Annotated in this window: 20 protein-coding genes and 2 riboswitches; of the genes, 4 read left to right on the forward strand and 16 right to left on the reverse strand. The window is 25.2% G+C overall.

Annotation, left to right across the window (positions count from 1 at the left end; all coding sequences use genetic code 11):
* Positions 1-22 precede the first annotated feature (22 nt).
* The 3 genes from ACYUE0_RS02210 to ACYUE0_RS02220 form a co-directional block, all read right to left on the reverse strand.
* Complete coding sequence (locus tag ACYUE0_RS02210) at positions 23-1,222, reverse strand: alanyl-tRNA editing protein (RefSeq protein WP_460269345.1); 1,200 nt, start codon at positions 1,220-1,222, stop codon at positions 23-25.
* Between the two features lie 413 nt (positions 1,223-1,635).
* A complete protein-coding gene (locus ACYUE0_RS02215) occupies positions 1,636-2,445 on the reverse strand; it encodes an alpha/beta fold hydrolase (protein WP_460269346.1) in 810 nt (269 codons plus the stop codon).
* A gap of 47 nt (positions 2,446-2,492) precedes the next feature.
* A complete protein-coding gene (locus ACYUE0_RS02220) occupies positions 2,493-2,909 on the reverse strand; it encodes a hypothetical protein (protein WP_061996414.1) in 417 nt (138 codons plus the stop codon).
* 456 nt (positions 2,910-3,365) lie between these two features.
* On the opposite strand from ACYUE0_RS02220, the gene ACYUE0_RS02225 reads away from it, so the two are divergent.
* Positions 3,366-3,887, forward strand: coding sequence for a hypothetical protein (locus ACYUE0_RS02225; protein ID WP_460269347.1), 522 nt, complete (start codon positions 3,366-3,368; stop codon positions 3,885-3,887).
* A gap of 67 nt (positions 3,888-3,954) precedes the next feature.
* Here the strand turns inward: ACYUE0_RS02225 and ACYUE0_RS02230 are convergent, their stop codons facing one another.
* From ACYUE0_RS02230 to ACYUE0_RS02250, 5 genes are all read right to left on the reverse strand, one after another.
* On the reverse strand, positions 3,955-5,349 hold the full coding sequence (locus ACYUE0_RS02230; protein WP_460269348.1) for an NCS2 family permease: 1,395 nt from the start codon (positions 5,347-5,349) through the stop codon (positions 3,955-3,957).
* A gap of 76 nt (positions 5,350-5,425) precedes the next feature.
* Positions 5,426-5,527, reverse strand: a riboswitch (purine riboswitch).
* Positions 5,528-5,569: 42 nt separating this feature from the next.
* Positions 5,570-5,671, reverse strand: a riboswitch (purine riboswitch).
* An 84-nt stretch (positions 5,672-5,755) separates the two neighbouring features.
* Positions 5,756-8,290, reverse strand: coding sequence for an ABC transporter permease (locus ACYUE0_RS02235; RefSeq protein WP_460269349.1), 2,535 nt, complete (start codon positions 8,288-8,290; stop codon positions 5,756-5,758).
* A 159-nt stretch (positions 8,291-8,449) separates the two neighbouring features.
* On the reverse strand, positions 8,450-9,760 hold the full coding sequence (locus tag ACYUE0_RS02240) for a helix-turn-helix domain-containing protein (RefSeq protein WP_061996418.1): 1,311 nt from the start codon (positions 9,758-9,760) through the stop codon (positions 8,450-8,452).
* Positions 9,761-10,316: 556 nt separating this feature from the next.
* On the reverse strand, positions 10,317-10,763 hold the full coding sequence (locus ACYUE0_RS02245; RefSeq protein WP_460269350.1) for a GNAT family N-acetyltransferase: 447 nt from the start codon (positions 10,761-10,763) through the stop codon (positions 10,317-10,319).
* Positions 10,764-10,885: 122 nt separating this feature from the next.
* On the reverse strand, positions 10,886-12,475 hold the full coding sequence (locus ACYUE0_RS02250; RefSeq protein WP_460269351.1) for a [FeFe] hydrogenase, group A: 1,590 nt from the start codon (positions 12,473-12,475) through the stop codon (positions 10,886-10,888).
* A gap of 120 nt (positions 12,476-12,595) precedes the next feature.
* On the opposite strand from ACYUE0_RS02250, the gene ACYUE0_RS02255 reads away from it, so the two are divergent.
* The gene (locus ACYUE0_RS02255) at positions 12,596-13,114 is read left to right on the forward strand and encodes a L,D-transpeptidase (RefSeq protein WP_460269352.1); all 519 of its coding nucleotides are present in this window, start codon (positions 12,596-12,598) and stop codon (positions 13,112-13,114) included.
* Positions 13,115-13,150: 36 nt separating this feature from the next.
* On the opposite strand, the gene ACYUE0_RS02260 is transcribed toward ACYUE0_RS02255, so the two are convergent.
* A complete protein-coding gene (locus ACYUE0_RS02260) occupies positions 13,151-13,714 on the reverse strand; it encodes a GNAT family N-acetyltransferase (protein WP_460269353.1) in 564 nt (187 codons plus the stop codon).
* Between the two features lie 174 nt (positions 13,715-13,888).
* Positions 13,889-15,175 (reverse strand): S41 family peptidase, encoded by a 1,287-nt coding sequence (locus ACYUE0_RS02265; protein ID WP_460269354.1) that lies wholly within the window; start codon positions 15,173-15,175, stop codon positions 13,889-13,891.
* 419 nt (positions 15,176-15,594) lie between these two features.
* On the opposite strand from ACYUE0_RS02265, the gene ACYUE0_RS02270 reads away from it, so the two are divergent.
* On the forward strand, positions 15,595-15,870 hold the full coding sequence (locus ACYUE0_RS02270; RefSeq protein WP_460269355.1) for a hypothetical protein: 276 nt from the start codon (positions 15,595-15,597) through the stop codon (positions 15,868-15,870).
* A gap of 250 nt (positions 15,871-16,120) precedes the next feature.
* On the opposite strand, the gene ACYUE0_RS02275 is transcribed toward ACYUE0_RS02270, so the two are convergent.
* The gene (locus ACYUE0_RS02275) at positions 16,121-16,567 is read right to left on the reverse strand and encodes a GNAT family N-acetyltransferase (RefSeq protein WP_061996422.1); all 447 of its coding nucleotides are present in this window, start codon (positions 16,565-16,567) and stop codon (positions 16,121-16,123) included.
* 395 nt (positions 16,568-16,962) lie between these two features.
* On the opposite strand from ACYUE0_RS02275, the gene ACYUE0_RS02280 reads away from it, so the two are divergent.
* Complete coding sequence (locus ACYUE0_RS02280) at positions 16,963-17,469, forward strand: hypothetical protein (protein WP_460269356.1); 507 nt, start codon at positions 16,963-16,965, stop codon at positions 17,467-17,469.
* A 119-nt stretch (positions 17,470-17,588) separates the two neighbouring features.
* On the opposite strand, the gene ACYUE0_RS02285 is transcribed toward ACYUE0_RS02280, so the two are convergent.
* The 5 genes from ACYUE0_RS02285 to ACYUE0_RS02305 form a co-directional block, all read right to left on the reverse strand.
* A complete protein-coding gene (locus ACYUE0_RS02285) occupies positions 17,589-18,380 on the reverse strand; it encodes a multinuclear nonheme iron-dependent oxidase (protein ID WP_460269357.1) in 792 nt (263 codons plus the stop codon).
* Positions 18,381-18,704: 324 nt separating this feature from the next.
* On the reverse strand, positions 18,705-18,929 hold the full coding sequence (locus ACYUE0_RS02290) for a hypothetical protein (RefSeq protein WP_061996425.1): 225 nt from the start codon (positions 18,927-18,929) through the stop codon (positions 18,705-18,707).
* A gap of 239 nt (positions 18,930-19,168) precedes the next feature.
* Positions 19,169-19,792 (reverse strand): DUF1847 domain-containing protein, encoded by a 624-nt coding sequence (locus ACYUE0_RS02295; protein WP_460269358.1) that lies wholly within the window; start codon positions 19,790-19,792, stop codon positions 19,169-19,171.
* A 255-nt stretch (positions 19,793-20,047) separates the two neighbouring features.
* The gene (locus tag ACYUE0_RS02300; protein WP_061996427.1) at positions 20,048-20,608 is read right to left on the reverse strand and encodes a class I SAM-dependent methyltransferase; all 561 of its coding nucleotides are present in this window, start codon (positions 20,606-20,608) and stop codon (positions 20,048-20,050) included.
* 460 nt (positions 20,609-21,068) lie between these two features.
* Positions 21,069-21,560 (reverse strand): transposase (locus ACYUE0_RS02305; RefSeq protein ID WP_460269359.1); only part of this gene is annotated, 492 nt, incomplete at its 5' end.

Consider the following 21,560-nt stretch of genomic DNA (forward strand, 5'->3'; position numbering starts at 1 on the left):
TGTTATTTTTGGATTTTAATATCTATATATTATTTTTTATTTTTCCTAAAGCATAATCAAGTGAAGATTGTAAATTCATATTATTTTTGCCGCCACCTTGAGCTAAAAATTGACTTCCGCCACCTTTACCATCTATAAGGGTTATACTATCTTTTAATAGCTCATTCATATTTATATCTTTCAAATTTTTTGAACATGCAAATATTAAATTTGCTCTCTCTCCATTTTTAACAGCTAAAAGTGCTACTACATTTTCATCTTCTACTAATTTTGATGCTATTTTATTTACATACTTAGCATTTTCACTTTCATATACCTTTTTAACAACAGAAATATCTCCTATTTTTATCGCTTCACCTATCATTTCTTTTATTTCATATCCACCTATTATATCCCTTATTTTCTTATTTTCATTTATAAGACCTTTTATTTCTTCATTTAAATTTTTTATACTATTTATGGCTTCCTCTTCACTACTACTTAAATATCTACATATATCATATGAAAATCTATCTTTTTTTAAGGAATCATCCACTGCTCTTTTGCCTGCTAAAAATTCTATACGGGTATTACCTTTATTTTTTTCATATTTTATTATTTTTATCATTCTAATTTCCATAGTATTACTTGGATGTACACCACAACAAGCATTTATATCTAAATCTCCAACTTTTAAAACCCTAATTTCTTCATCAGTTTTTGGAAGATCTCTTCTTAATTTAATTTTTTTTAGTTCCTTTTTTAAAGGTACAAAAGATTCTACTATTAAATCTTTTCCTATAACATCATTAGCTAGTTTTTCTGCTTCTCTTATCTTTTCTTCCTCTAAAATACCTTTTATATCTACAGTACTAAATTCACTGCCTAAATGAAAACTAACAGTGTTAGCATTAAATAATGTAAAAAAGCATCCTGAAAGAACATGCTGTGCTAAATGTTGATGCATACCATCTTGTCTTCTTTCCCAATCTATCTCACACTTTACTTTATGTTTTTTTATAAGGTTTTTTTCAAGAACATGATATACTGTACCATCTTTTTCATAAACATCTATAACGTTAATTTTTTCTATTGTTCCATTATCACAAAATTGACCGCCTCCACCAGGGAAAAAAGCAGTCTTATCCAAAACTACATGAAACCTCTCATCTATTTCTTTTATCTCAACAACTTCCGCTATAAAACTTCTAACATATTGATCTTCATAATAAATTTTTTCCATTACTATACCGCTCCATTTCTATCAAAATTCATATTTAAAATAAATTTTAAATTCACTAAATAATTGCTGAATTTATTTTCCTATAGCATTACAAGCCAATTTCTAATTTAATAAATTTAAATTTAAGCTTGTTTCCCTATATATTACTAAAAGTATTATACCATACTTTAATATTATTAAATTTAATATAATAAGCTATATAAAATTCAAGGAAAAATTTTATGAAAAATAATCTTTAATTTATAGTTACATTAAAAATATATTTTCAAAACCTTTTTAGATAGATTTCTTTCCTATAAAAAAAACGGTATCATAAATAAGATACCGCTTTTACTATAGAGGTCCAGATAAAAATATTTTAAGATTATTGAATAAATTTAAATTGGACCTTATTTCTCTATATGTATAATTATTTAAAATTTTGCTAACCAATTTTTAACCATTATATTAAATATTTCTTCCTGTTCAAATTGAAGGTTATGCCCTGATTTATCTATAACAGCAAAGGTTGCCCTTGGAAAATTATCTAGCATTTCAAAAGCATCTTTATATCCTACTATAGCATCTTGGCGACCTACAAGCATAGTAGTTGGCTTTATAAATTTTTCTTTTAAATTTCTAGCATCAAAAGAAAATTCATACCCATTTTCTTTTATATTTTTTAATAATTCTCTATCACAAATTTTAACACCATATAACACTTCATTTTCAAACCTTTGCCATGTTTTACTGTTTTGTACTACAACCCTCTCATTAAACTTATGTAAATCTCTTTCACTTAGCTTGCTAGTCAAATTTTTATCACACTCTAATACCACATGTTCTGGCAAATTGCGTTTTTCCATTGGAGCAATAACACATGGACATATTAAAAGTAATCCTTTAACTTTTGAAGCTATTTTATGTAATAATCCTAATGAAATATATCCACCATAGGATTCTCCTACTAATAAAAATTCTTCATTTGGAATAATTTTTTCTATAAATTCTAGTACAATATCTAAAATTTCATCAGAATTTTTAATCCATTTTCCACCTATTGATTCTCCCATACCTGGTAAGTCTAAATAAATCCTTTTATAGTTTTTATTATCTATTAAAATAGGTTCCATACATCCACTCATAAGATTACTATCTGCGAAAAAACCGTGCAACATAAGAATTGGTATACCATCGCCAATAATTTCATAATTTAAATTCAAATCTTTAATATTACATATCATTTAAAAACCACCTTATTATATAGATACAAGTCATTTAAATCTTATATCTATATTGAACTATATAAGCATTGTTCCTCTCTAAATATAACAACATTTAAATTATAATTTGTTATATTATAATATATTTTTATTTCATCTAAATCTAACATATCTGTAAATAAAACATCTTTATAAGTAAAATTTGCATCTTTATTTCTATTTTCATTATCTTTATAAAAGTATATACCAACGACCATACCATAACTATAACCTTTTAATGGCCCTTCTTTCTTGGTTATAACTGGAAATGTATTCTCTCCCGCTCCATCAACAGCTATTGTATCACTTTCTTTTCTGCCAAGTCCAAAATGTGCAAGTCCCTCTATAGAAGTCAATGCTGCTTCTTCTTTCTCTCCATTTTTTATAAATTCAAAATGAAGGGAAGTATTTTTCTTGTTTATTATATTAATATCTAATCTGTCCATATTATCACCTCTACCTTTATAAGTCATATATTATTTTTTTATATAATTAGCCGACTACAAAACTTTATAAGAACAATTTGTAGTCTTAATATTTACATAATTTTATTAGATTTAATAACAACACATGCATTTAAAATTTAAAACTTATGAGTGGAGAATGTTAACCAGTTATGCAACATATCTGTTGCTTATATGATATACTATATGAATGTATAATAATTACAAATATATAAAATTAAAATTGAATTATTATAAGAAATCCAATTATTCTTGATTTATTATACAAATAAATTTAAATGTAATTTTTATTATATCACAAAAACTTTATTCCACTTATTTTTTTAATATTAAAAATTTGATTTATATTCTTTATATTACATTATTTTTTGCAACTTTTAAATCATAAATTAAATAATTATTATTTAATTTAAAAATTACTTTTAAAGGAGGACTTTTATGCTAATTATATTTACTATTTTTACTATTTTTATAATAGGCTTAATAAGTAAACAATTTCCATTTATCATTTATTCAGCAGGTACCTATACAATATTCTTATTTCTTTATAATACAAAAAAATATTTTACTTTATTTGTAAGTATGAAAACAGAAGATAAAAATACTAAAGCTTTTTTCTTTCCTTCATCGGAAAATTATTTATTATTTTTCATAATGCTATTTTTATATTTATTTGGTATTATAGATTCTTCAATAAAATTAAAACAAGTATATTTTTTTATGACGATTTTAACTTTAGATCGCTGTTTATGTAATGGATTAATTTTAATAAATAAAAACGAAGCATTTATAAAAAATATTAAATTTAATTTTAAAGATATACATAATGTAAATTATGAATCTCCAGTAGGTTTTCTTAAAAAAACTCCTATTAAAATTTTTTTTAATGATACAAATGTATTATGTCTTCATCTTCGCTACAAATATATAAAATTTTTAAATCAATATATTGATTTATAGTAAATAAAATCTCTTAAACTCTATATAATTTAGAATTTAAGAGATTTTTTAAATCTTTTTTAGCTAATTAATCTGGCATAAGTACAAATCTTAATATAAATAATATAGCAAATATATATAACATATTATGTATTTCTTTTTTTCTTCCAGTTACAATTTTCATTATTGGATAAAATATTATCCCTACTGCAATTCCATTAGCTATTGAATAAGTAAATGGCATCATGGCTATTGTAAAAAATGCAGGCAATCCTTCTGTAAAATCTGAAAAATTAATTTCTGTTACAGCCCTCATCATAAGTATTCCAACGATTATAAGTGCTGGTGCTGTAGCACTTTGTGGAACTATTCCTATAAGCCCACTAAAAAATAATGATATTAAAAGTAATCCACTTACTACAACATTACAAAGTCCTGTTCTAGCTCCAGCTGCTATTCCAGCTGCTGATTCAACTACTGTTGCAAGTGTTGTAGTTCCTAAAAGTGCTCCACAAGTTGTAGCTATAGCATCAGATGTAAGCGCCTTTCTTAAATTCTTAGCTTCTCCATTTTCATCTACCATACCAGAACTTTGAGCTGTTCCAACTAAAGTTCCAATTCCATCAAATAAATCAACTAAACTTAATGTAATAACAACCATAAATACTGTTAAAATAGCTTCTAAAATCCCATTACCATTACTAAATAAAAGCCCTTTTAGATCTATTGCAAAGAAAGTTGACCCTACATTTGGCATTGAAAATATTTTTGCGCCTTGAAGACTAGTAATTCCCATAGGTATTCCTATTATTGTAGTTATTATAATTCCTATAAGCATTGCACCTTTAGTATTTCTTGCAACAAGTATTGCTGTAATTATAAGTCCAATAATTGTAAGTATAACTGTTTTATCAGTAAAATCTCCAAAAGAAACTAATGTAGATGGGTTTGCAATTACAAGTCCACCACTTTTTAATCCTATTAACGATACAAATAAGCCTATTCCTGCTGTAATTGCAAATTTAAGGTTTTGAGGAATAGCCTGTACAATTTTCTCTCTAATAGAGGTAAGTGTTATTATTATAAATAATAGTCCTGATATAAAGACTGCACCTAACCCTTGTTGCCATGTAAAACCAAGGTTTAAGCAAATATTATAAGAAAAAAATGCAACAAGACCTAATCCTGGAGCTAACACAAAAGGTAGATTAGCATGAAAGGCCATTATAAGTGTCCCTAAAGCTGATGATATACACACAGATGCAAAAGCTGATGCTATTACTGGGTCATTTGCCATTGATAGGGCTGCTGCTGCGTCTCCAGTAAGATTTTGAGCATTCATACCTCCTATCTTCAGTATGTTAGGAATAACTAATAATGCATATGCAAAAGTAATAAATGTAGTAAATCCGCCTATAATTTCTGTTTTCACATTAGTGTTATTCTCTTTTAACTTAAATTGTTTTTCTAATAAATCTTTCATCATTTGCTCCTTTCATATTTATTTTTAAAGGTTATAAAAAATAGTATTGACGGTAAATCAATACTATTATAGTAAACTATAGCTTTGACTTACCCATAGCAAGAAATTTTACGGTTTTCTTGTAGAAACTTTTGGTCCATATCACCAAAAATATATGGATATTCTTATATTTTATAAAAAAATGCTAGTATTGATGGTAAATCAATACTAGCATAAATAGCTCTAAACTTGACTTACCCATAGTGAGAAATTTTACGGTCTTCTCGTAGAAACTTTTGGTCCATATTACCAAAAATATATGGATATATAATTTATTAATTGAAAGTTATTATACTATTTTAAAAAACTATTGTAAACAAATTTTAACTAAAATATTTTTTTCGCAATTTTCTTTAAAATCTTTTGCTTATTCTATACCTTTTATTGACTCCACTATACTTTTTCTAAATAAACTTTTTATTGGAATTATAGCAGAACTTACACATATTAATGTTACTATTATAATAGAGGTTACTATAGTATTAAAGGGCATTGACCACGTTAAAAGACTACTTATTCTTTCTCTTCCATTAAAGTAAATTATAACTGTTAATATAGTTCCAAAAATAGAACCTAAAATACTTGATGCCAAACCGTAAAACACACCCTCTGACATAATCATAATTGTAACATCTCTATTATTAAGACCTATTGCTCTTAATATACTTATTTCTTTTTTTCTTAAAATAACACTCATATTCATAACATTAACAAGATTGATAATGCTTATAATCCCTATTACTGTTAAAAAACCATATAACATTATAGCAAAATCTTTATTATTTTCCTTTGCTTTATTATATTCTTCTACATATGACTTTAATGTTAATTCCTTACTATCACTTATAGAATCATTTAATTTAGTTTTTATATCATTAAAATTAAATCCTTCTTCACATTTAATTTTACAACCAATATATCCATTTAAATTCAAGTAATTTTCACAACTATAATTGCTAACAACTGGCACTATAGGCACATCACCAATAGACATACCTAGACTATTACTATTTAAAATTGCAACTACAGTAAAAGGAACATTTTTTACACCTTCTTCTCTACCATTTTTATCATATTTGGGAACAATCATATTTAAAGTGTCTCCAATTTTAATATCCGTATATTCTTTATTATTAATGTTTTGAACTATAGCCACTGTAGGTCTATTTTTCACTGAGTCTAGAGTTTTATCCCCTTCTTGAACAGACGGAATTAATTTATCTATTTCCTCATTGTCGTATCCTAAAATTCTACTTGAAAATAAATACCTTTTTATATCTGATGTTGAAGACTCCTCCTCTTTTAATTCACCAATTGACCTTAAATATTTAAAGCCTGTGTTAGTTATACTTTTTTCTGGGACTTCAATACTGCAGTTTAATTCTTTACATTTATATATATTTTTTACACCTTGAATTTTCTGTAGTTCTTCTATTTTATCATTTTTCATTTCATAACCGTTTATATTAGATGTAGACTTTATAATAAAGTCTCCTCCAAATTTTTCTTTATAATTGCTAAGAGGATCTAAACAATTTATTAAGTAATGTACTCCAAAAAACATTATAACTATTATATTTAATGAAATTACAGTAGTAATAAATCTTTTTTTATTTCTATCTAAATTTAAATATGCCATATTAGTTGAAAAAGACATTTTCTTTCTAACAGAACTTTTTGCTTCTAATCCAACTTTAAGCATATGACCTTTTAAATTCAAATTATTATTAGAAAAAATAGCCTGCATTGGAGAAACCTTCGATGCCCTTTTTGCTGGAAAATAATTTCCTATTATTAAGGTAAGAAATCCTATCATCAAAGAAAAATATATACCTTTTGGAGGAATATATACTAATTCAGCTAAATTGCCTAAATTTATATACTGAGATTTTATAAAAGTTTTAGTTAAAATTGAACCTACTACCATAGCTATAGGAATAAAAATAACACCTACCAAAACCCCTTCTAAAATAACAAGAGATTTTATCATTTTAGGTGATGCTCCTAATGCTCTAAATATACCAAATTCCTTTGTTCTTTCCGTAACCATTATATTAGAAATATTATAAATAACTATTCCTGACACCGTTCCTATTACTAAAAACAAAAGTGACAAAATACTATTTAAAAAATTCATATTATTTTCACCATCAATTTTTGCATCATTTTTACCTATAGATAAAGAGCCATAATCATTAATATAACTAATTATTAAAAATACTTCATTTAAAGAATACTTTTCTTTTAAAACACCATAGATTCTATGATTAACTTTTCCATATATTTCTTTATTTAATGCAAATTGTGAGGTTACATAAGCCTTGGCTCTATTTTTTAGTGGACTTTCATAATTTTTATAATTTAAAACCCCAACTAATAAAAATTCATCCTCTTGTTTTAAATCATAACTTTCATTTTCATCAAAATACTGTGATATATATTCTAACTTTATTTTGTCACCTAAATTATATTTAACTGGAAGTTCATTTAATATCCATTCTTCTAATGCTATCTCATTATTTTTTTCTGGATATCTGCCCGCTAATAATTTAAAATTCAATATTTTATCTTCTATTATATTGTTATAACCGTTTATTTCTATTTCAAATTTACTATTTGGTACTTTACAGATTCCAACAGATGTTTCTATTATTGATGTTTTCAAAAAATTTTCTTCTGCAAATTCATTTATAAGACTATAATCATTGCTTTCTGTAAAAATATCGTAAGTTCCACCACCTAAATTTATATATTCTTCACTTTTATTTTTTATAATAGAGTCACCTACTATACTCAATGAAACTATTAATGATATAGCAAGAACTATACTAATCCCCATAATAAAAACTCGTCCTTTATTTTTTATTATATTGCGTGGAATAATGCCCCAAAATTTTTTCAAATTACTCCTCCTTTCTATTTTTTTCAGAATATTCTTAGTTTTATTTTACTCCTATTTTTTTACATTTTCAATAATCATAGGTACATAAAAATAAGCTAAGTTTTCACTTAGCTTGATAAAACCATTCTATTAAAGTATATATAATTAACTTTTACAATCCTAAAAACTTTTTTCTATTTCTTTTACTTTTAATAATACATTTTGAATTTTCTTTAAGGTATCATTTGCTTTTTCTATTTCATTATTATTTAAATATAATTCCTGTAATTTTGTATATACCTTTATAATATCTAGATAATTTTTTGTTTTGTCTAATATCTCTATCATCTTTTTATAATTAAACTCTAATTTTCCATAATCTTTCGTTTCTAAATATGCCTTTTCAAAAAGATTATATGTTTTAACTATATATTCATAGTCTTTATATTCCATTGCATTTTCTAAAGAAAGCTCCAAAATCATTATACACTCTTCATAAAACTTTTTTTCTAAATATACTTTAGCTTTATTAACTAAAGTATGAGATAAATTAGGCTTGTCCTCTTTTATTCTAATTTGCTGAGATTTATTAAAGTAATTTAATGCTCTTTCTAAATCTTTGTCGCCTAAATAAGCATCTCCAATATTATTATAAACATAAGCTAAAATATCATTTTTAAAATTCATTTTAGATATTAAATTATTATATATATCAATTGCTATTTTACACTGACCTTTATCTTTATAGCAATTTGCTTTTATACTATTAGCACATATATATAATTCTTCTTCCTTATCATCATAAAACTCATAGTTCTCTGTAAATTTATTAAGGATTAATATTGTTTTATCTATATCACCAGATTGTTTATAACAAACTGCTAAATTATAAAGTGCTTTTTGCATATCACTTCTTTTATTAAATTTTTTACAAGACTCATATTCCCTCATAAATAGTACAATTGCTTCATCATAATTTAATACATAGTATTTACATTTTGCAATCTTATTATATAATGTTATTTCTTTGTCAGCTAATAAATCATTTCTATTTAAATCTAATGCATAAAAATAATACTTATATGCACTTACATATTCATTGTTTTTAAAATATATTTCTCCTATTCTCATATAACTTAAACACTTTATTTTATCTAAACCATATACTCTTCCAATCTCTAAAATATCTTTTAAGTCTTCTATAGTAATATTTTCTTTTTCCAACTCTAACTCACAGTACCACTGAGCATCTTCTTTTGGCGTTCTTAGAAAATATTCTTCATCAATTTCAAGATGTATATTTAATTCTTTGGCTCTTTTCATAAAACTATTTGTTATAGTTTTTGCTGCTTCTTTTGTTATATTTCTTCTACTATTTTCTAAAAGACCTAAATATCCTCTAGTAAAATTTTCTGTAGCAAAGTCCTGTTGCGTCATTTTCAACTTTTTTCTTAATTCTTTAATTTTTTCGGCTCCAGTTAAAAATTCCACTATTCTGCACACCCTCTCCCAGCATTCAACTTAATCTATAATGATGCCTAATTTTTAATATTAATGAAACTAAACCTTTACATTTCAATATAATTAAATTAATTTTCTGAAATTAATTTAAGCATAGTAAAATAAACTAAAACTTTAACTTAAAAGTTTTATAAATATGTTACCACTCTTTCACAAACCAATTTTCCTCACATATAGATTATGGATTGATTTTAGCCTCACATAAAACGTATATCTTTTATTACTATATTATAGTATCAGATTCATTTGAAAATCTATAGTATTTTTATTAAAATTAAAATTAAAATATTTAAATATATAATTATTACCATTTATAGGGTTCCAAGTTGACTTTTAAAATTACTCGTTCCAAAACTTGGATACCCAAAATAGTGAGACCTGCTCGGAAAAACTTCAAATTCAACGCTACATTTTGCATAAAAATATTTTGAAGCTATTGAATAAATTTAAATGCGAGCTCGTTTCCCTATAGATATTTAATTTTAAATTTTTTCTAATGTAATGAAACAATCTTTTAAATTTTAAACTATATATTTTTTTCATATATTACATAATCATCATTGCTAAAAGCAATAGTATAATTTAGATTTTCAAATATTTTGCATGAACCCTTATTGGAACCTCTTACGTATGCAACTAATTTATTTATATTGTTAATATTACTTTTTGCAAACTTTTCGCCTTGTTTTACAATCTCAGTTCCAAGACCTTGTCCTCTATAATTTTTATCTACACTATAATTAAATACAACCCTATCTTCATCCTTTGACAACTTAATTTGACCTATACTTACACTATCTTTTTCTACAATAAAACTGTATACATTTTCATTTTCTAATTCCTTATTAAACCTATCGGTAAAATCTTCAATAGACACTACATCTGTATATCTAGCATTTTTTCTAACTTCCATATCGTTAATCCACCTAAATAATGTTTCGCAATCACTTAAATGTACTTTTCTTAATAACATGTTCAATCTCCAATCCTTATATAAATTTCGAATATATAACATATATTTTAACACTTTATCCTGCTAATATAAAACCTCCTTTTATAAGATTTTTTTAGATTCTTATAAAAGGAGGTCATATACTACCTTCTGCGCTTTTTACCTCTACAAGTTCTTTTATTGATTTTCAATTCTGAACTTCTATCTTTATATTGAGTATGGAATAAAAGTCTTGCTCTTTCTTCATCAGGATTACCTATATAATTATCATACATTTCTTTGACTTCTTTATTTTCTACCGATACTTTCTTTTGAGACTTTTCATCTATATTTCTTAAGACATTTTTTCTCAAGTCTATATAATTCTTTGTTAATTTTTCTTGAGTTCCTTTATCATAAACATTAATTTTCGGCGCACTAGTTCTACAAAGTTTGCTACATAGTGTACATCCTACACACTGCATTTGTGAAACCTCTGCATATCCGTTTTTGTTAAAACTTATAGCTCCAACAGGACAATTATCTATACATGTACCACATGCTATACATTTTTCCTCAATTATTTCAGACTTCCTTATAACTCTTGGAGTACCACCACCATTAATACAACCACCTGGGCAAGACATAACCTCAACAAAAGTGTACTCTTTCCATTTATCATCTTTTAAAAATACTTCAACATCACTTAATCCACTTATTACTGCCACCTTCATAAGTTGACTACCTATTATTACTTCTGCTTCCTTAGAATTTTTTGTTCCATCTATTTTTGAATATTGTATTTTTTCTATTTTAGAAATATCATCATTTAAATAATATGCAACCGTTCTAAGGGTAGCCTCCATAACACCAGATGATAAGCCAAAAATTACTCCTGCACCTGTGTATTCTCCTAGCATACTATCTGATGGTTCCGATGGAAGTGCAGTTATATCTATTCCCTTTGATCGTAAAAGTTCTCCGTATTCTCTTACAGTAAGTACTGTATCTATATCCTTGTATCCTTCACGTCCCATCTCATCTCTTTCTGCTTCATATTTTTTTGAAGTACAAGGTTTTATTGACACCACATATATATTCTCTGGTAATATTTTAAATTTATTTGCAAAATAAGTTTTTATGCTTGCTCCCATTATCTGTTGAGGTGACTTACATGTAGATAAATTATTGATTAGTTCCGGCCTAAAAATCTCTACATATCTTACCCAAGAAGAACAACAGGATGTAAACATAGGTAAATTTTCTTTACGAGATAATCTTTTTATAAGTTCTGTTCCCTCTTCTATTACAGTAACATCTGCTCCAAAATCTGTATCAAAAACCTTTTCAAATCCCAATTTTCTTGCAGATGCTTGAACTTTTCCTTCTACATTACTTCCTATTGGAAGATTAAACTCTTCCCCTAAAGTTGCCTTTAAAGCTGGTGCGGCAAATGCTACCATGTATTTTCCATTACCTAATTCTTTCTCAACTTTTTCAATATCATTTCTTGCAGTAATAGCAGTGGTTGGACATATAAGAGTACATTGCCCACAATAAATACACCCTGTTTCCTCAAAAGTTCCCATCTTTGGTACAACTGTGCTTTTTCCCTCCTGTGTAGATTTTAATACAGATATACCAGTTATATCTGTGCAGTTTATAGCACAAGCAGTACACCCTATACATTTTTTCTTGTTGATATCTATAAGATTTTCTTTATTAACTACTTGTCTTTTTTTAGATTTTCCCATATCCTTCTCCTATTTATTACTATATTAATATATTTAATATGGTTTTTATAAAATTATTCCTAAATTCAACATTTTTTAAGTTCTTAATATAATAATATATATAAGTTTTTAGGTGATATTATGAAAAAACTGATACGTTATCTAATTTATAAAACTAAAATTAGATATACAACCAATAAGTCTATAGCTTTAAACCATTTTAGAACTGATAGTAATTATATTGATAAAGCTACAAACTTTCTTAATAATAATAACTTTTTTAGTAGTTCAAAATATTTTATATGGGTAGATACAAAAAATTTTAAGGTAAATATATTTGAGGGTTACAATAAAAATTGGAAACTTATAAAAAGCTATTTATGCACTATAGGTAAACCCTCTACCCCAACACCTAAAGGAGATTTTAAAGTAGGTATTAAAGGTTTATATTTTGGCGTAGAAAAGGGATATAAATGCTGGTATTATACTCAAATAATAGACGATTATCTTTTCCATTCTATAATTTATAACCTTAATGGTACAGTAAGAGATGGTAGATTAGGCATGGCTTTATCTAATGGATGTGTACGGCTACAACTTGAGAATGCAAAATGGATATGGGATAACATCCCAAAAGGTACTTCTATACACATAAACTAAATATAAAATAAATTAAGGTGTAAAGTAATAATCATATTACTTTACACCTTTGAACTGTTCCTTTATTAAAACCATTCTGAGATGATCCTTCCAAATTCCATTAACCTCTAAGAACTTATGAGCAACGCCTTCATTCATAAACCCTAATTTATATAAAACCTTTAAGGACTCCTTATTATTTTCTTGAACATATCCTTCTAACCTATGTAGATTATACTCACTAAACATTATTTCAATACCCTTTTGCATAGCCTCTGTAATATAACCTTTGTTAATTTCATCTTTATCACACTTATATCCTATATGACAAGATAAAAATGCAAAAGGTACTATATTATAAAAAGTTATTTGGCCTATTATTTTATCCAAATTATCTTTTTTAAAAAGCCACAATCTTAGCATAGAATTACTTTCACTAAACTTTCTGTCCATTTTCAATTGACTTTTTTGATAAGATAAAGTATAAAAAACATCATGTCTTTTAGTCTCATATTTTGGGAAAAATTCTTTATTCCTTATATTATAATCTAAAACTATTTCCCCATTTAACTCATCTAATTCTTTCAAAATTAATCTATCTGTATAATAAATCTTTCCCATCTAACACTACTCCTTTGTAAATGTATGTCTAACATTGAACTCTTAAATTGTGCCTTTATAAAGCGAAAGAATCATATAAGTAGATAGTGGTTTGTGCATAGTTTGAGATTTTTAATTTGATTTTTTTCCAAACTTTTCGCTTTCCACTATCTACTTTTTTAAATTATAATTTTATTATTGGGCCTTAACAGCTTCATAACATTCATCTATTCCTTTTAGATAGTTATGAAAACTATCTATTACTTCTATATCCGGAAGAACTCCACCATCACTTTCTACTCCTAAATCATAATACTGTGTAGAATAATCCACCTCTATATCTGTATTAGGCAAATTGAACCAACCTAAATTTCCATAACATTTTGCATTACCACCAGTTTCTTCACCAACTAATTTTGCATTCAGTTGAAATTTTAAATCTGTTGCAGCCATACATCCTGATGAGAAAGTTTCTTTTCCAATTAAAGCAAATATTTTTTTATCTTTAATCCTTGTATCTCTATTTAATGCAGTTATCATTCTACTCATAAATCTGCTATCACCGCCAGCATTCTTTCTTAAATCTACAACAAATTTATCGATATTTTCTTCATTAGAATTTATTTCTTTAATTAGACTTTCTAAAAAAGCATCAAAATTTGAATCTAAGCATTGATTATATTGTAAATAAAAAATTTTATCCTTTTCTACGAATTTAAACCAATATGCATCCTCTTGTCCCTCTGGTTTTTGATTTTTAACTAATTTTTGTCTCACTTCTTCAGATAGTAATTTTATTCTACTCTCCTTATCATATAAATCTTTATACAGTACTACGTTAAGATTTTTAGTTATATTCTTTCCATTATCATCTTCAAAAGTAAAATCGCATTTTTCTTCGTCTGTAATATCCAAAAATTTCAATACTGGATAATATGTTACTACAAAAAAATTCGTTGCTTTTGCCCATTGATTATTTTCATAAGAAACTAAAGTATTTATTTTTTCAAGAACTTTATTAATTGGTATACCATTTACAGCAACTAATTTTTTACCTAATATATCCTCATTACCTTTAAATGTACTAAAAACTCTAAGTTCATCACCAAACCAATATAATGATATAGGATACATTTTCATATTATCAATTTTACTTTCCAATTGATCCCAATATACATGAGTATGAGCATCTTTTAATAATGCTGTTAATTGATATAATCTCATGTAAATATCTTCATCTGTAAGTTTAGGAACATCTTTTTTTAGCTTTTCAACTTCTTTTGTCCAGTCCTTTTCTTTTATCTTATAAAAAGGATCAGGATGTTTTTGTGAAAGTTCTTTAACTAAATAGTCAATATCTTCAATCCATTGCTCATTAGTAAATTTCCTATTTTCCTTGGTAAGAGCTTCTGTTGTTTTTATACATCCTATACTAAATAAGCATAAAAAACTAAGTACTAAAGCAATTAAACGTTTATACATAGGATACCTTCTTTCCAAAATATATTATATTTTAATTATATTGGAAATTAATTTAGCAAACTTATTTTATTTGTTAATTTTTAGTAAATATTTAATGTTTGATTTTTTTATTTAATAATAAAGTAGAATTCAAGGTATTTCTTATGTTGTATATGTTAACTTTTAATTTTTCTATCAGCAAGTTTCATTCTAACTTAATGACTATATATTTATTTAAATACAGAAAGTATAATTTTTAAATAATGTATTTTACATTTAAACAAATGTAATTTTTTATACAATAGACCTTATTGTTTACAGTTTTCACTTTATTATGATAAAATATTACTTGACAATATTTTATTTATTTCTAATAAAAATACTTCTAATTTATTATAGAAAAATAAGTTTAATACTAAATTTTAGGAGGAAATTTTCACATGAATCATACAAATATAAAATTTATTGTATTCATATCAGGTATGATTGCAATTATTTCTTACTTAATAGGTGTAATCTCTAAAATCACTATCCCAGCTATATCACCTATTTCACTGGTAGTTCTTATGGCAGGTTTGATTTATTTAAAAAAACAACAATTTAAAGAAGGTAATCTAGATAGAAACTACTATCTTATTATATTGTTTATAGGTTCCATAGGAATTATATTAAATATATATACAGCTATATCTCAACTTATCATTTTTTTAAAATAAAGAATTACTTTAATATAAAAAATTAGAGGAATGAGCGGTACATCCTCTAATTTATATAACCTGCAAAGTCTTATTTTTTTAATACAACTACAGATCATTTCTTATTATAATTTTCACCATTTTAATATAATCAAATATTTATTCCGTTGAAAATTTTGAATTTTTCAACTATTTTTCCTTTTAGAAACACCTCGACCAAATAGGTTGTCTATAAAATAAAATTTATTTATTAGAAACACTTATAAATAAACTATCTAAACATTGTAACATACCATGTTTTAAAATATTGTTTTTTATAAAATTTAATAATATTATCCATATCTTTTGAAGATGAATAAAGTAAAGATCTCTCAACACCATTTTCTTTAGCAACTTCTATTAACTTGTCTAACAACGCATTTCCTATTCCTTTTCCTCTATTTTTAGCTGCTATATAGATATCTTCTATTTCAATATAAGGTTCATCATCATCAATAACCGAAATATTTTTTCCTTTATGAATGGTTCCATAAGCAAAACCTAAAATCTCATTTTTAAACTCATAAACCCAAAAATATTTACCAAGCTTTCTTTCTAACTCATCCCTCTCAATTGGAACAAAACCATAGGTTATATTTTCTTTCGCCCATAGTTGTTGTAATACTACAACAGAATCTAAATCTTCATATTTTCCTTGTCTAACGATTCCTTTTCCCATGCCATTCCCCTTCTTGACTATATTTTTTGTATCACCTATATTAAATAAGCTAACAAAATACATTTAATGTATGAATTATTTTGAATATCGTATGAATTATATTGAATTTTGTATATATAATTTTAATATAATAAATTATAACACTTTTTCAAGTTTTGTGAATTGCTTAAAATAAGAATTAATATATGCTTCATAAAATCAAAAAAAATTTAACTTTTTGTAACGTTTACTTAAAAATTTTAACTACTAATATAGGTTTTTTTGAAATATATTTACAATTATTCATTTAATTTTTATTTCATATTTGATCTAATAATTCATTGTTATGTTTACTTTCTTTTACTTTTCTTTTATAATATATAATGTAATATTTTATAATTTATGGGGTATTTTTAATGAAAAGGATAAAAAATATTTTATTTGTATTTATTATGATTTTATGCATATTTTTTATAACAACTACAATAATATATAAAGATTATATTAAAAATATAAAAGTATATAGCATATCTGGTGAAAATGCATATATTAAGTTAGATAATTGCATATTGTTTTTAAAACCTGATGAAGAAATAATAGATGGTGGTAATATAACTTATTCAAGCACTCCCATAGAAAACATATCACATTACACTTTAATCATATATACTAAAATAGATAATAATGAAAATTATTTGTTATCAACAAGTGTTTCTGTGAAAAATAATGATCATGCTATGAAAATTCCAAAAGAATTAATTGTAAATAAAGAGTTGGGAAGTTTAAAAAGTGGCACAATTATTCCAACAAATAAAAAACTAAGTGATATTAAAGATAATCTATTTTTAACATTAAAATTAACTAAAGCAAACGGTGAAAAAATAGATTTTACAGTTAAGCTAAAGGCAAAAGAAATTAAGTAATCTTTTATAATGTAAAAAAGTGTGTATTAACAAGCTTCTACTATAAAATTTTAAATTATTTTCGCATTTTGATATATAAATATTATCTACTAAAATTTCAATATCAAAACTTCCTCTATTTACTTATTACATATATTTTGTATTTCATTTAATTGATTTTCTAAATTTAAAATAACAATATCCTCATCCTCTGTATCTAATCCATTATATTCTAATGTAACTACGTATGGATTTGAATATTTTAGTACCCACTCTAATAACTTATAATCCTCCTCTTCCATAGATTGGTGAGTATCTGCAGGGAAACCAGCTTTATCATATCCAGAACCATTTACATGAATTTCTCTAACAAGTGCAAGTGGTAACTTACGAATATAATCCTTAACATCCCAGCCACGATATTTTGCAGTAATCTTTGCATGTGTTAGATCAAGTAAAAACGATACATCATTTTCTATGAATAGTTGATTAATTTGTTCTGGCATAACATATGGGTAATGATCAAACATTGTGCGATCCTTTGGTGAATCAGGTGTGTTTTCAAGCAATAATGGTACTGATATATTCTTTTTCAAAATCTGAATTTGTTTGCACATATGTTTGAATATGTCTTCATCAGTCATACCTTTATGCATATCTGAATTTTTAATTGAAAGATGGACCCCATAATGTGGTGAGTTACACTTTTTAATAAGTTGGTTTGCTAAATCAAAATTTATTTCTTCTATATTTTTCATACCAGTATGCTCAAAATATCCTAGACCATGTAATAGAATTGGCCTCATTGAACGAATTGTTGAGAACTGATTATTAAAATCCCCATATGCACCACTCTTAATATAATCTATTTTGATTCTATCTTCTTTAAGAAGAACGTGTAGAGCCTTTGACCAATTACATCCAACATACATGTTTTATCCTCCCATAATTCTTAAATAGAAATAAATTTATATTTTATTTGAACCTAAGAAAATTACTTGAATTAGCTATAATCAAAAATATCATACTGTCTTTATTTAAACTTATAATTTATATTATACAACTTTTTACAATTATATACGATCTTGCATTTTATTAGTTCAAAATAATCTTGTATTAGAATACTAATTAAAAAAGCTATTTCAAATCTGTAATGTGAAATAGCTCTTTTATACTATATACTATTTTTTATAATAATATATTTTTGCAGATTTACTAAAAATAATTTTTATTTTGAACCAAAATACATAAAAATTTTAAATTATAAATAATAGTAATATCATTATAAATATTGTAAACCCTAATACTAAAATTGACATACATCTATGATGCTTAATTGCATCTTTACTTGGTTCGAAATTAAAATTTTCAAACCTCCATTTATTATCATAAAGTATGCTTTCTCGAGGGTATACTACGTTATATATAAGTATTCCTATAATAGGTACCATGCAAAGGAAACCTATGATTAGCTCAACCAAATCCTCCCCCCCATTTATCTTAATTTTCAATATATTAGCCATATTATTATATGTTATTATGCAATATTTGGTATTACTTCTTATAATAAAGTTTATTTAAGCGATTCCGCAACTAAAACTACAAATCTTATCTTAAATTAGAATAGGAGTTGGTTTATAAGAAAATATAACCCTTTTCTTATATTGAGAATTACACTCAGACAATCCCTATTATATTTTTTATACTACTTTTATATGCTTTATTTATATAATTTATCTTTATAATAACTCTCTGACAAATATATCGCTCCTATAGGGTTATGAGCAAGAACTCTATCCTTAACTGCAAAAACAGTTACCGGTGCATCTGAATATTTTATAAATAAAGAATCATGTCCAACGCATAATCCTAAAAGTATATTTAACTCTGTCTTAGCATTATTTAAAAGAGTAGCTTGTCCTATAGGATTACACATAGGTTCATAATTTCCTGGTCTTACTTTTTCATTATCTTTAATTTTTAAAAACTCTTTAGGTATGCTTCCGTTTTTGCATACTACAGAATTAACTTCGAAACCATTATGTTTTAATATTTTGCTTAACATTTTCGCCTCATTGCTAAATCCTACACAAAATGCTATTCCAAGTTTTTTAAAATTGCATTTTTTAGCAAATTCTATTATTTCTTCAAGCCTTGTTTTTTCACAGTAACCTTCTGCTTCAACTATTGCAGAATTATATGCTAACTTAAAATTTTCTTCCTCCAAATATAATTCTTTTATTTCCTCTTGCTCAGCCTTCTCATCACATGGACAATTAGCCGGAACTTTTTCTAATTGCCCCGATTTACAATTATGTTCACTACACATAGCGCAAGTATACATTTTTTCACCTTAACCTTTCTTATTATAAATTAAATAAGTAATATCTTTATATTAATTGTCTGTCACTATTTAATTAATGACTGTCACTATAAGCATATAAGTTTTTAGTATATGAACAATTTAAATTATTAAGTTTGCTATTTTTAACAGCTTCTAAAATTTATAATTTTCATACTTTTTAACAATTTGGCTATAATCATTTTCAAATAAAGTTTTTAGTTTATCTACAATAATTTCTCTCTAATTGTTTTTTGTTTAATTTTTCCTACAGTTTAATATATATGCTGGCGGTATATTTCTGTATTCTTTATCTATATTTATATTATAAAAATATTTGTTTATATAATCTTTTAATAATAAAGTATATTGAAAAGTTATAAAGGTTCCATCTTCTTTAAGAAACTTTTTTGTGTTTTTTAGTATATTAGACGACATGTTTTTAGGTAAACTTGCAAATGGTAATCCAGATACAACATAATCAATATAGGGTATGTTATATTTTTTTAAATACTTTTCTACATTTTCAGCAGAACCATTTACTATATATAAATTACTTATATTTTTATACTTTTTTATTAGCTCTGTATAAAATTCATAATTGTATTCTATAAGTAGAATAGCAGTATCTTTTTTTCTTTTTTTAATAATTTTTTCAGTAAATACACCCGTTCCTGGACCATATTCCACTATATAATTAGCTTTATCAAAATCAATATTTTCAATCATTTTTTTAGCAAGATAGTTAGAACTTGGTATTACAGCCCCTACTGTTCTAGGTTTTGTTATATACTCTAATAAAAACATCCTTTTTTTCATAATAACTCTCCTTATTCCCCATGCTCTTCTAAATATAAAAAAACTATAACAAATTTCAATCTTTATATTATTCTATAATTTTATCATAATATTTTATTATAAGTCAGTATTTTTTATTGCTGTCACTATTATATTTGTTAATTAATATTTAAATTAATACCTGTCACTAACAATGAGCTTAATTATCTTGTTTTTAATATATAAATGTTAAAAACTTTAAATTTTTTACTTTTAAAATAATCTTATAGTAGCTTGTACTTCTTTTAAGTTATTCTAATAGAGTTTTTTGATTTCCCCAAAAAAACACTAAATTATTAAGGCCTCTTTTGCTATGAACTTTTTAAATATGTTTTTATATTTACTATTATGTCGGAGAAGCTCTATTCCATAATTAGTTAATGTGCATACTCTACTTGCAGTTATCCCCCCTAACTCTTTTCCTATTTCAAGTGAGTTTATATCACATAATGATTAATAGCTCTTCAACTTCTAAYCCTATTTCTTTTGCTATAAATTGGGCTAATATATTAACTGAGCAGTTTCTTTTTAATACTTCTCTTTTATTTACATACTTTACATTTTCAAATTCCATATCTAATTTCATTTCTAGTTCTTTAAATTTATTATTTTCAATATTCATAGTATCATTAAATAATTTTACATAGTCTTTTACAGCAAAATATTTAAATTTGTTTAGTATGCTTARTATAAATTCGCTATCCACTAYTTTAAATTCATCYATACCTCCTGTATATGATTTTATACTTGAAAATCTATAAGTTTCYGGAGTATTTCTATAACCTATAATRTCTTTTGGATTTCTATGAATATATAATGATGCTGCTATTAGATATCCATCATTTTCTATTATGGTACTTTCAAATCTTTCTTTGTATAATGTTCCATTTGATCTTTTTTTCTTATTATAATAAAATGTATATCTCTCTTTTAT

This window comes from Clostridium sp. CTA-19, from assembly GCF_054767855.1.

Coding starts and splice junctions, on each gene's coding strand:
- ACYUE0_RS02210 (WP_460269345.1), bottom strand. CDS start 1,222: ATGGAAAAAATTTATTATGAAGATCAATATGTTAGAAGTTTTATAGCG.
- ACYUE0_RS02215 (WP_460269346.1), bottom strand. CDS start 2,445: ATGATATGTAATATTAAAGATTTGAATTTAAATTATGAAATTATTGGC.
- ACYUE0_RS02220 (WP_061996414.1), bottom strand. CDS start 2,909: ATGGACAGATTAGATATTAATATAATAAACAAGAAAAATACTTCCCTT.
- ACYUE0_RS02225 (WP_460269347.1), top strand. CDS start 3,366: ATGCTAATTATATTTACTATTTTTACTATTTTTATAATAGGCTTAATA.
- ACYUE0_RS02230 (WP_460269348.1), bottom strand. CDS start 5,349: ATGAAAGATTTATTAGAAAAACAATTTAAGTTAAAAGAGAATAACACT.
- ACYUE0_RS02245 (WP_460269350.1), bottom strand. CDS start 10,763: ATGTTATTAAGAAAAGTACATTTAAGTGATTGCGAAACATTATTTAGG.
- ACYUE0_RS02250 (WP_460269351.1), bottom strand. CDS start 12,475: ATGGGAAAATCTAAAAAAAGACAAGTAGTTAATAAAGAAAATCTTATA.
- ACYUE0_RS02255 (WP_460269352.1), top strand. CDS start 12,596: ATGAAAAAACTGATACGTTATCTAATTTATAAAACTAAAATTAGATAT.
- ACYUE0_RS02260 (WP_460269353.1), bottom strand. CDS start 13,714: ATGGGAAAGATTTATTATACAGATAGATTAATTTTGAAAGAATTAGAT.
- ACYUE0_RS02265 (WP_460269354.1), bottom strand. CDS start 15,175: ATGTATAAACGTTTAATTGCTTTAGTACTTAGTTTTTTATGCTTATTT.
- ACYUE0_RS02270 (WP_460269355.1), top strand. CDS start 15,595: ATGAATCATACAAATATAAAATTTATTGTATTCATATCAGGTATGATT.
- ACYUE0_RS02275 (WP_061996422.1), bottom strand. CDS start 16,567: ATGGGAAAAGGAATCGTTAGACAAGGAAAATATGAAGATTTAGATTCT.
- ACYUE0_RS02280 (WP_460269356.1), top strand. CDS start 16,963: ATGAAAAGGATAAAAAATATTTTATTTGTATTTATTATGATTTTATGC.
- ACYUE0_RS02285 (WP_460269357.1), bottom strand. CDS start 18,380: ATGTATGTTGGATGTAATTGGTCAAAGGCTCTACACGTTCTTCTTAAA.
- ACYUE0_RS02295 (WP_460269358.1), bottom strand. CDS start 19,792: ATGTATACTTGCGCTATGTGTAGTGAACATAATTGTAAATCGGGGCAA.
- ACYUE0_RS02300 (WP_061996427.1), bottom strand. CDS start 20,608: ATGAAAAAAAGGATGTTTTTATTAGAGTATATAACAAAACCTAGAACA.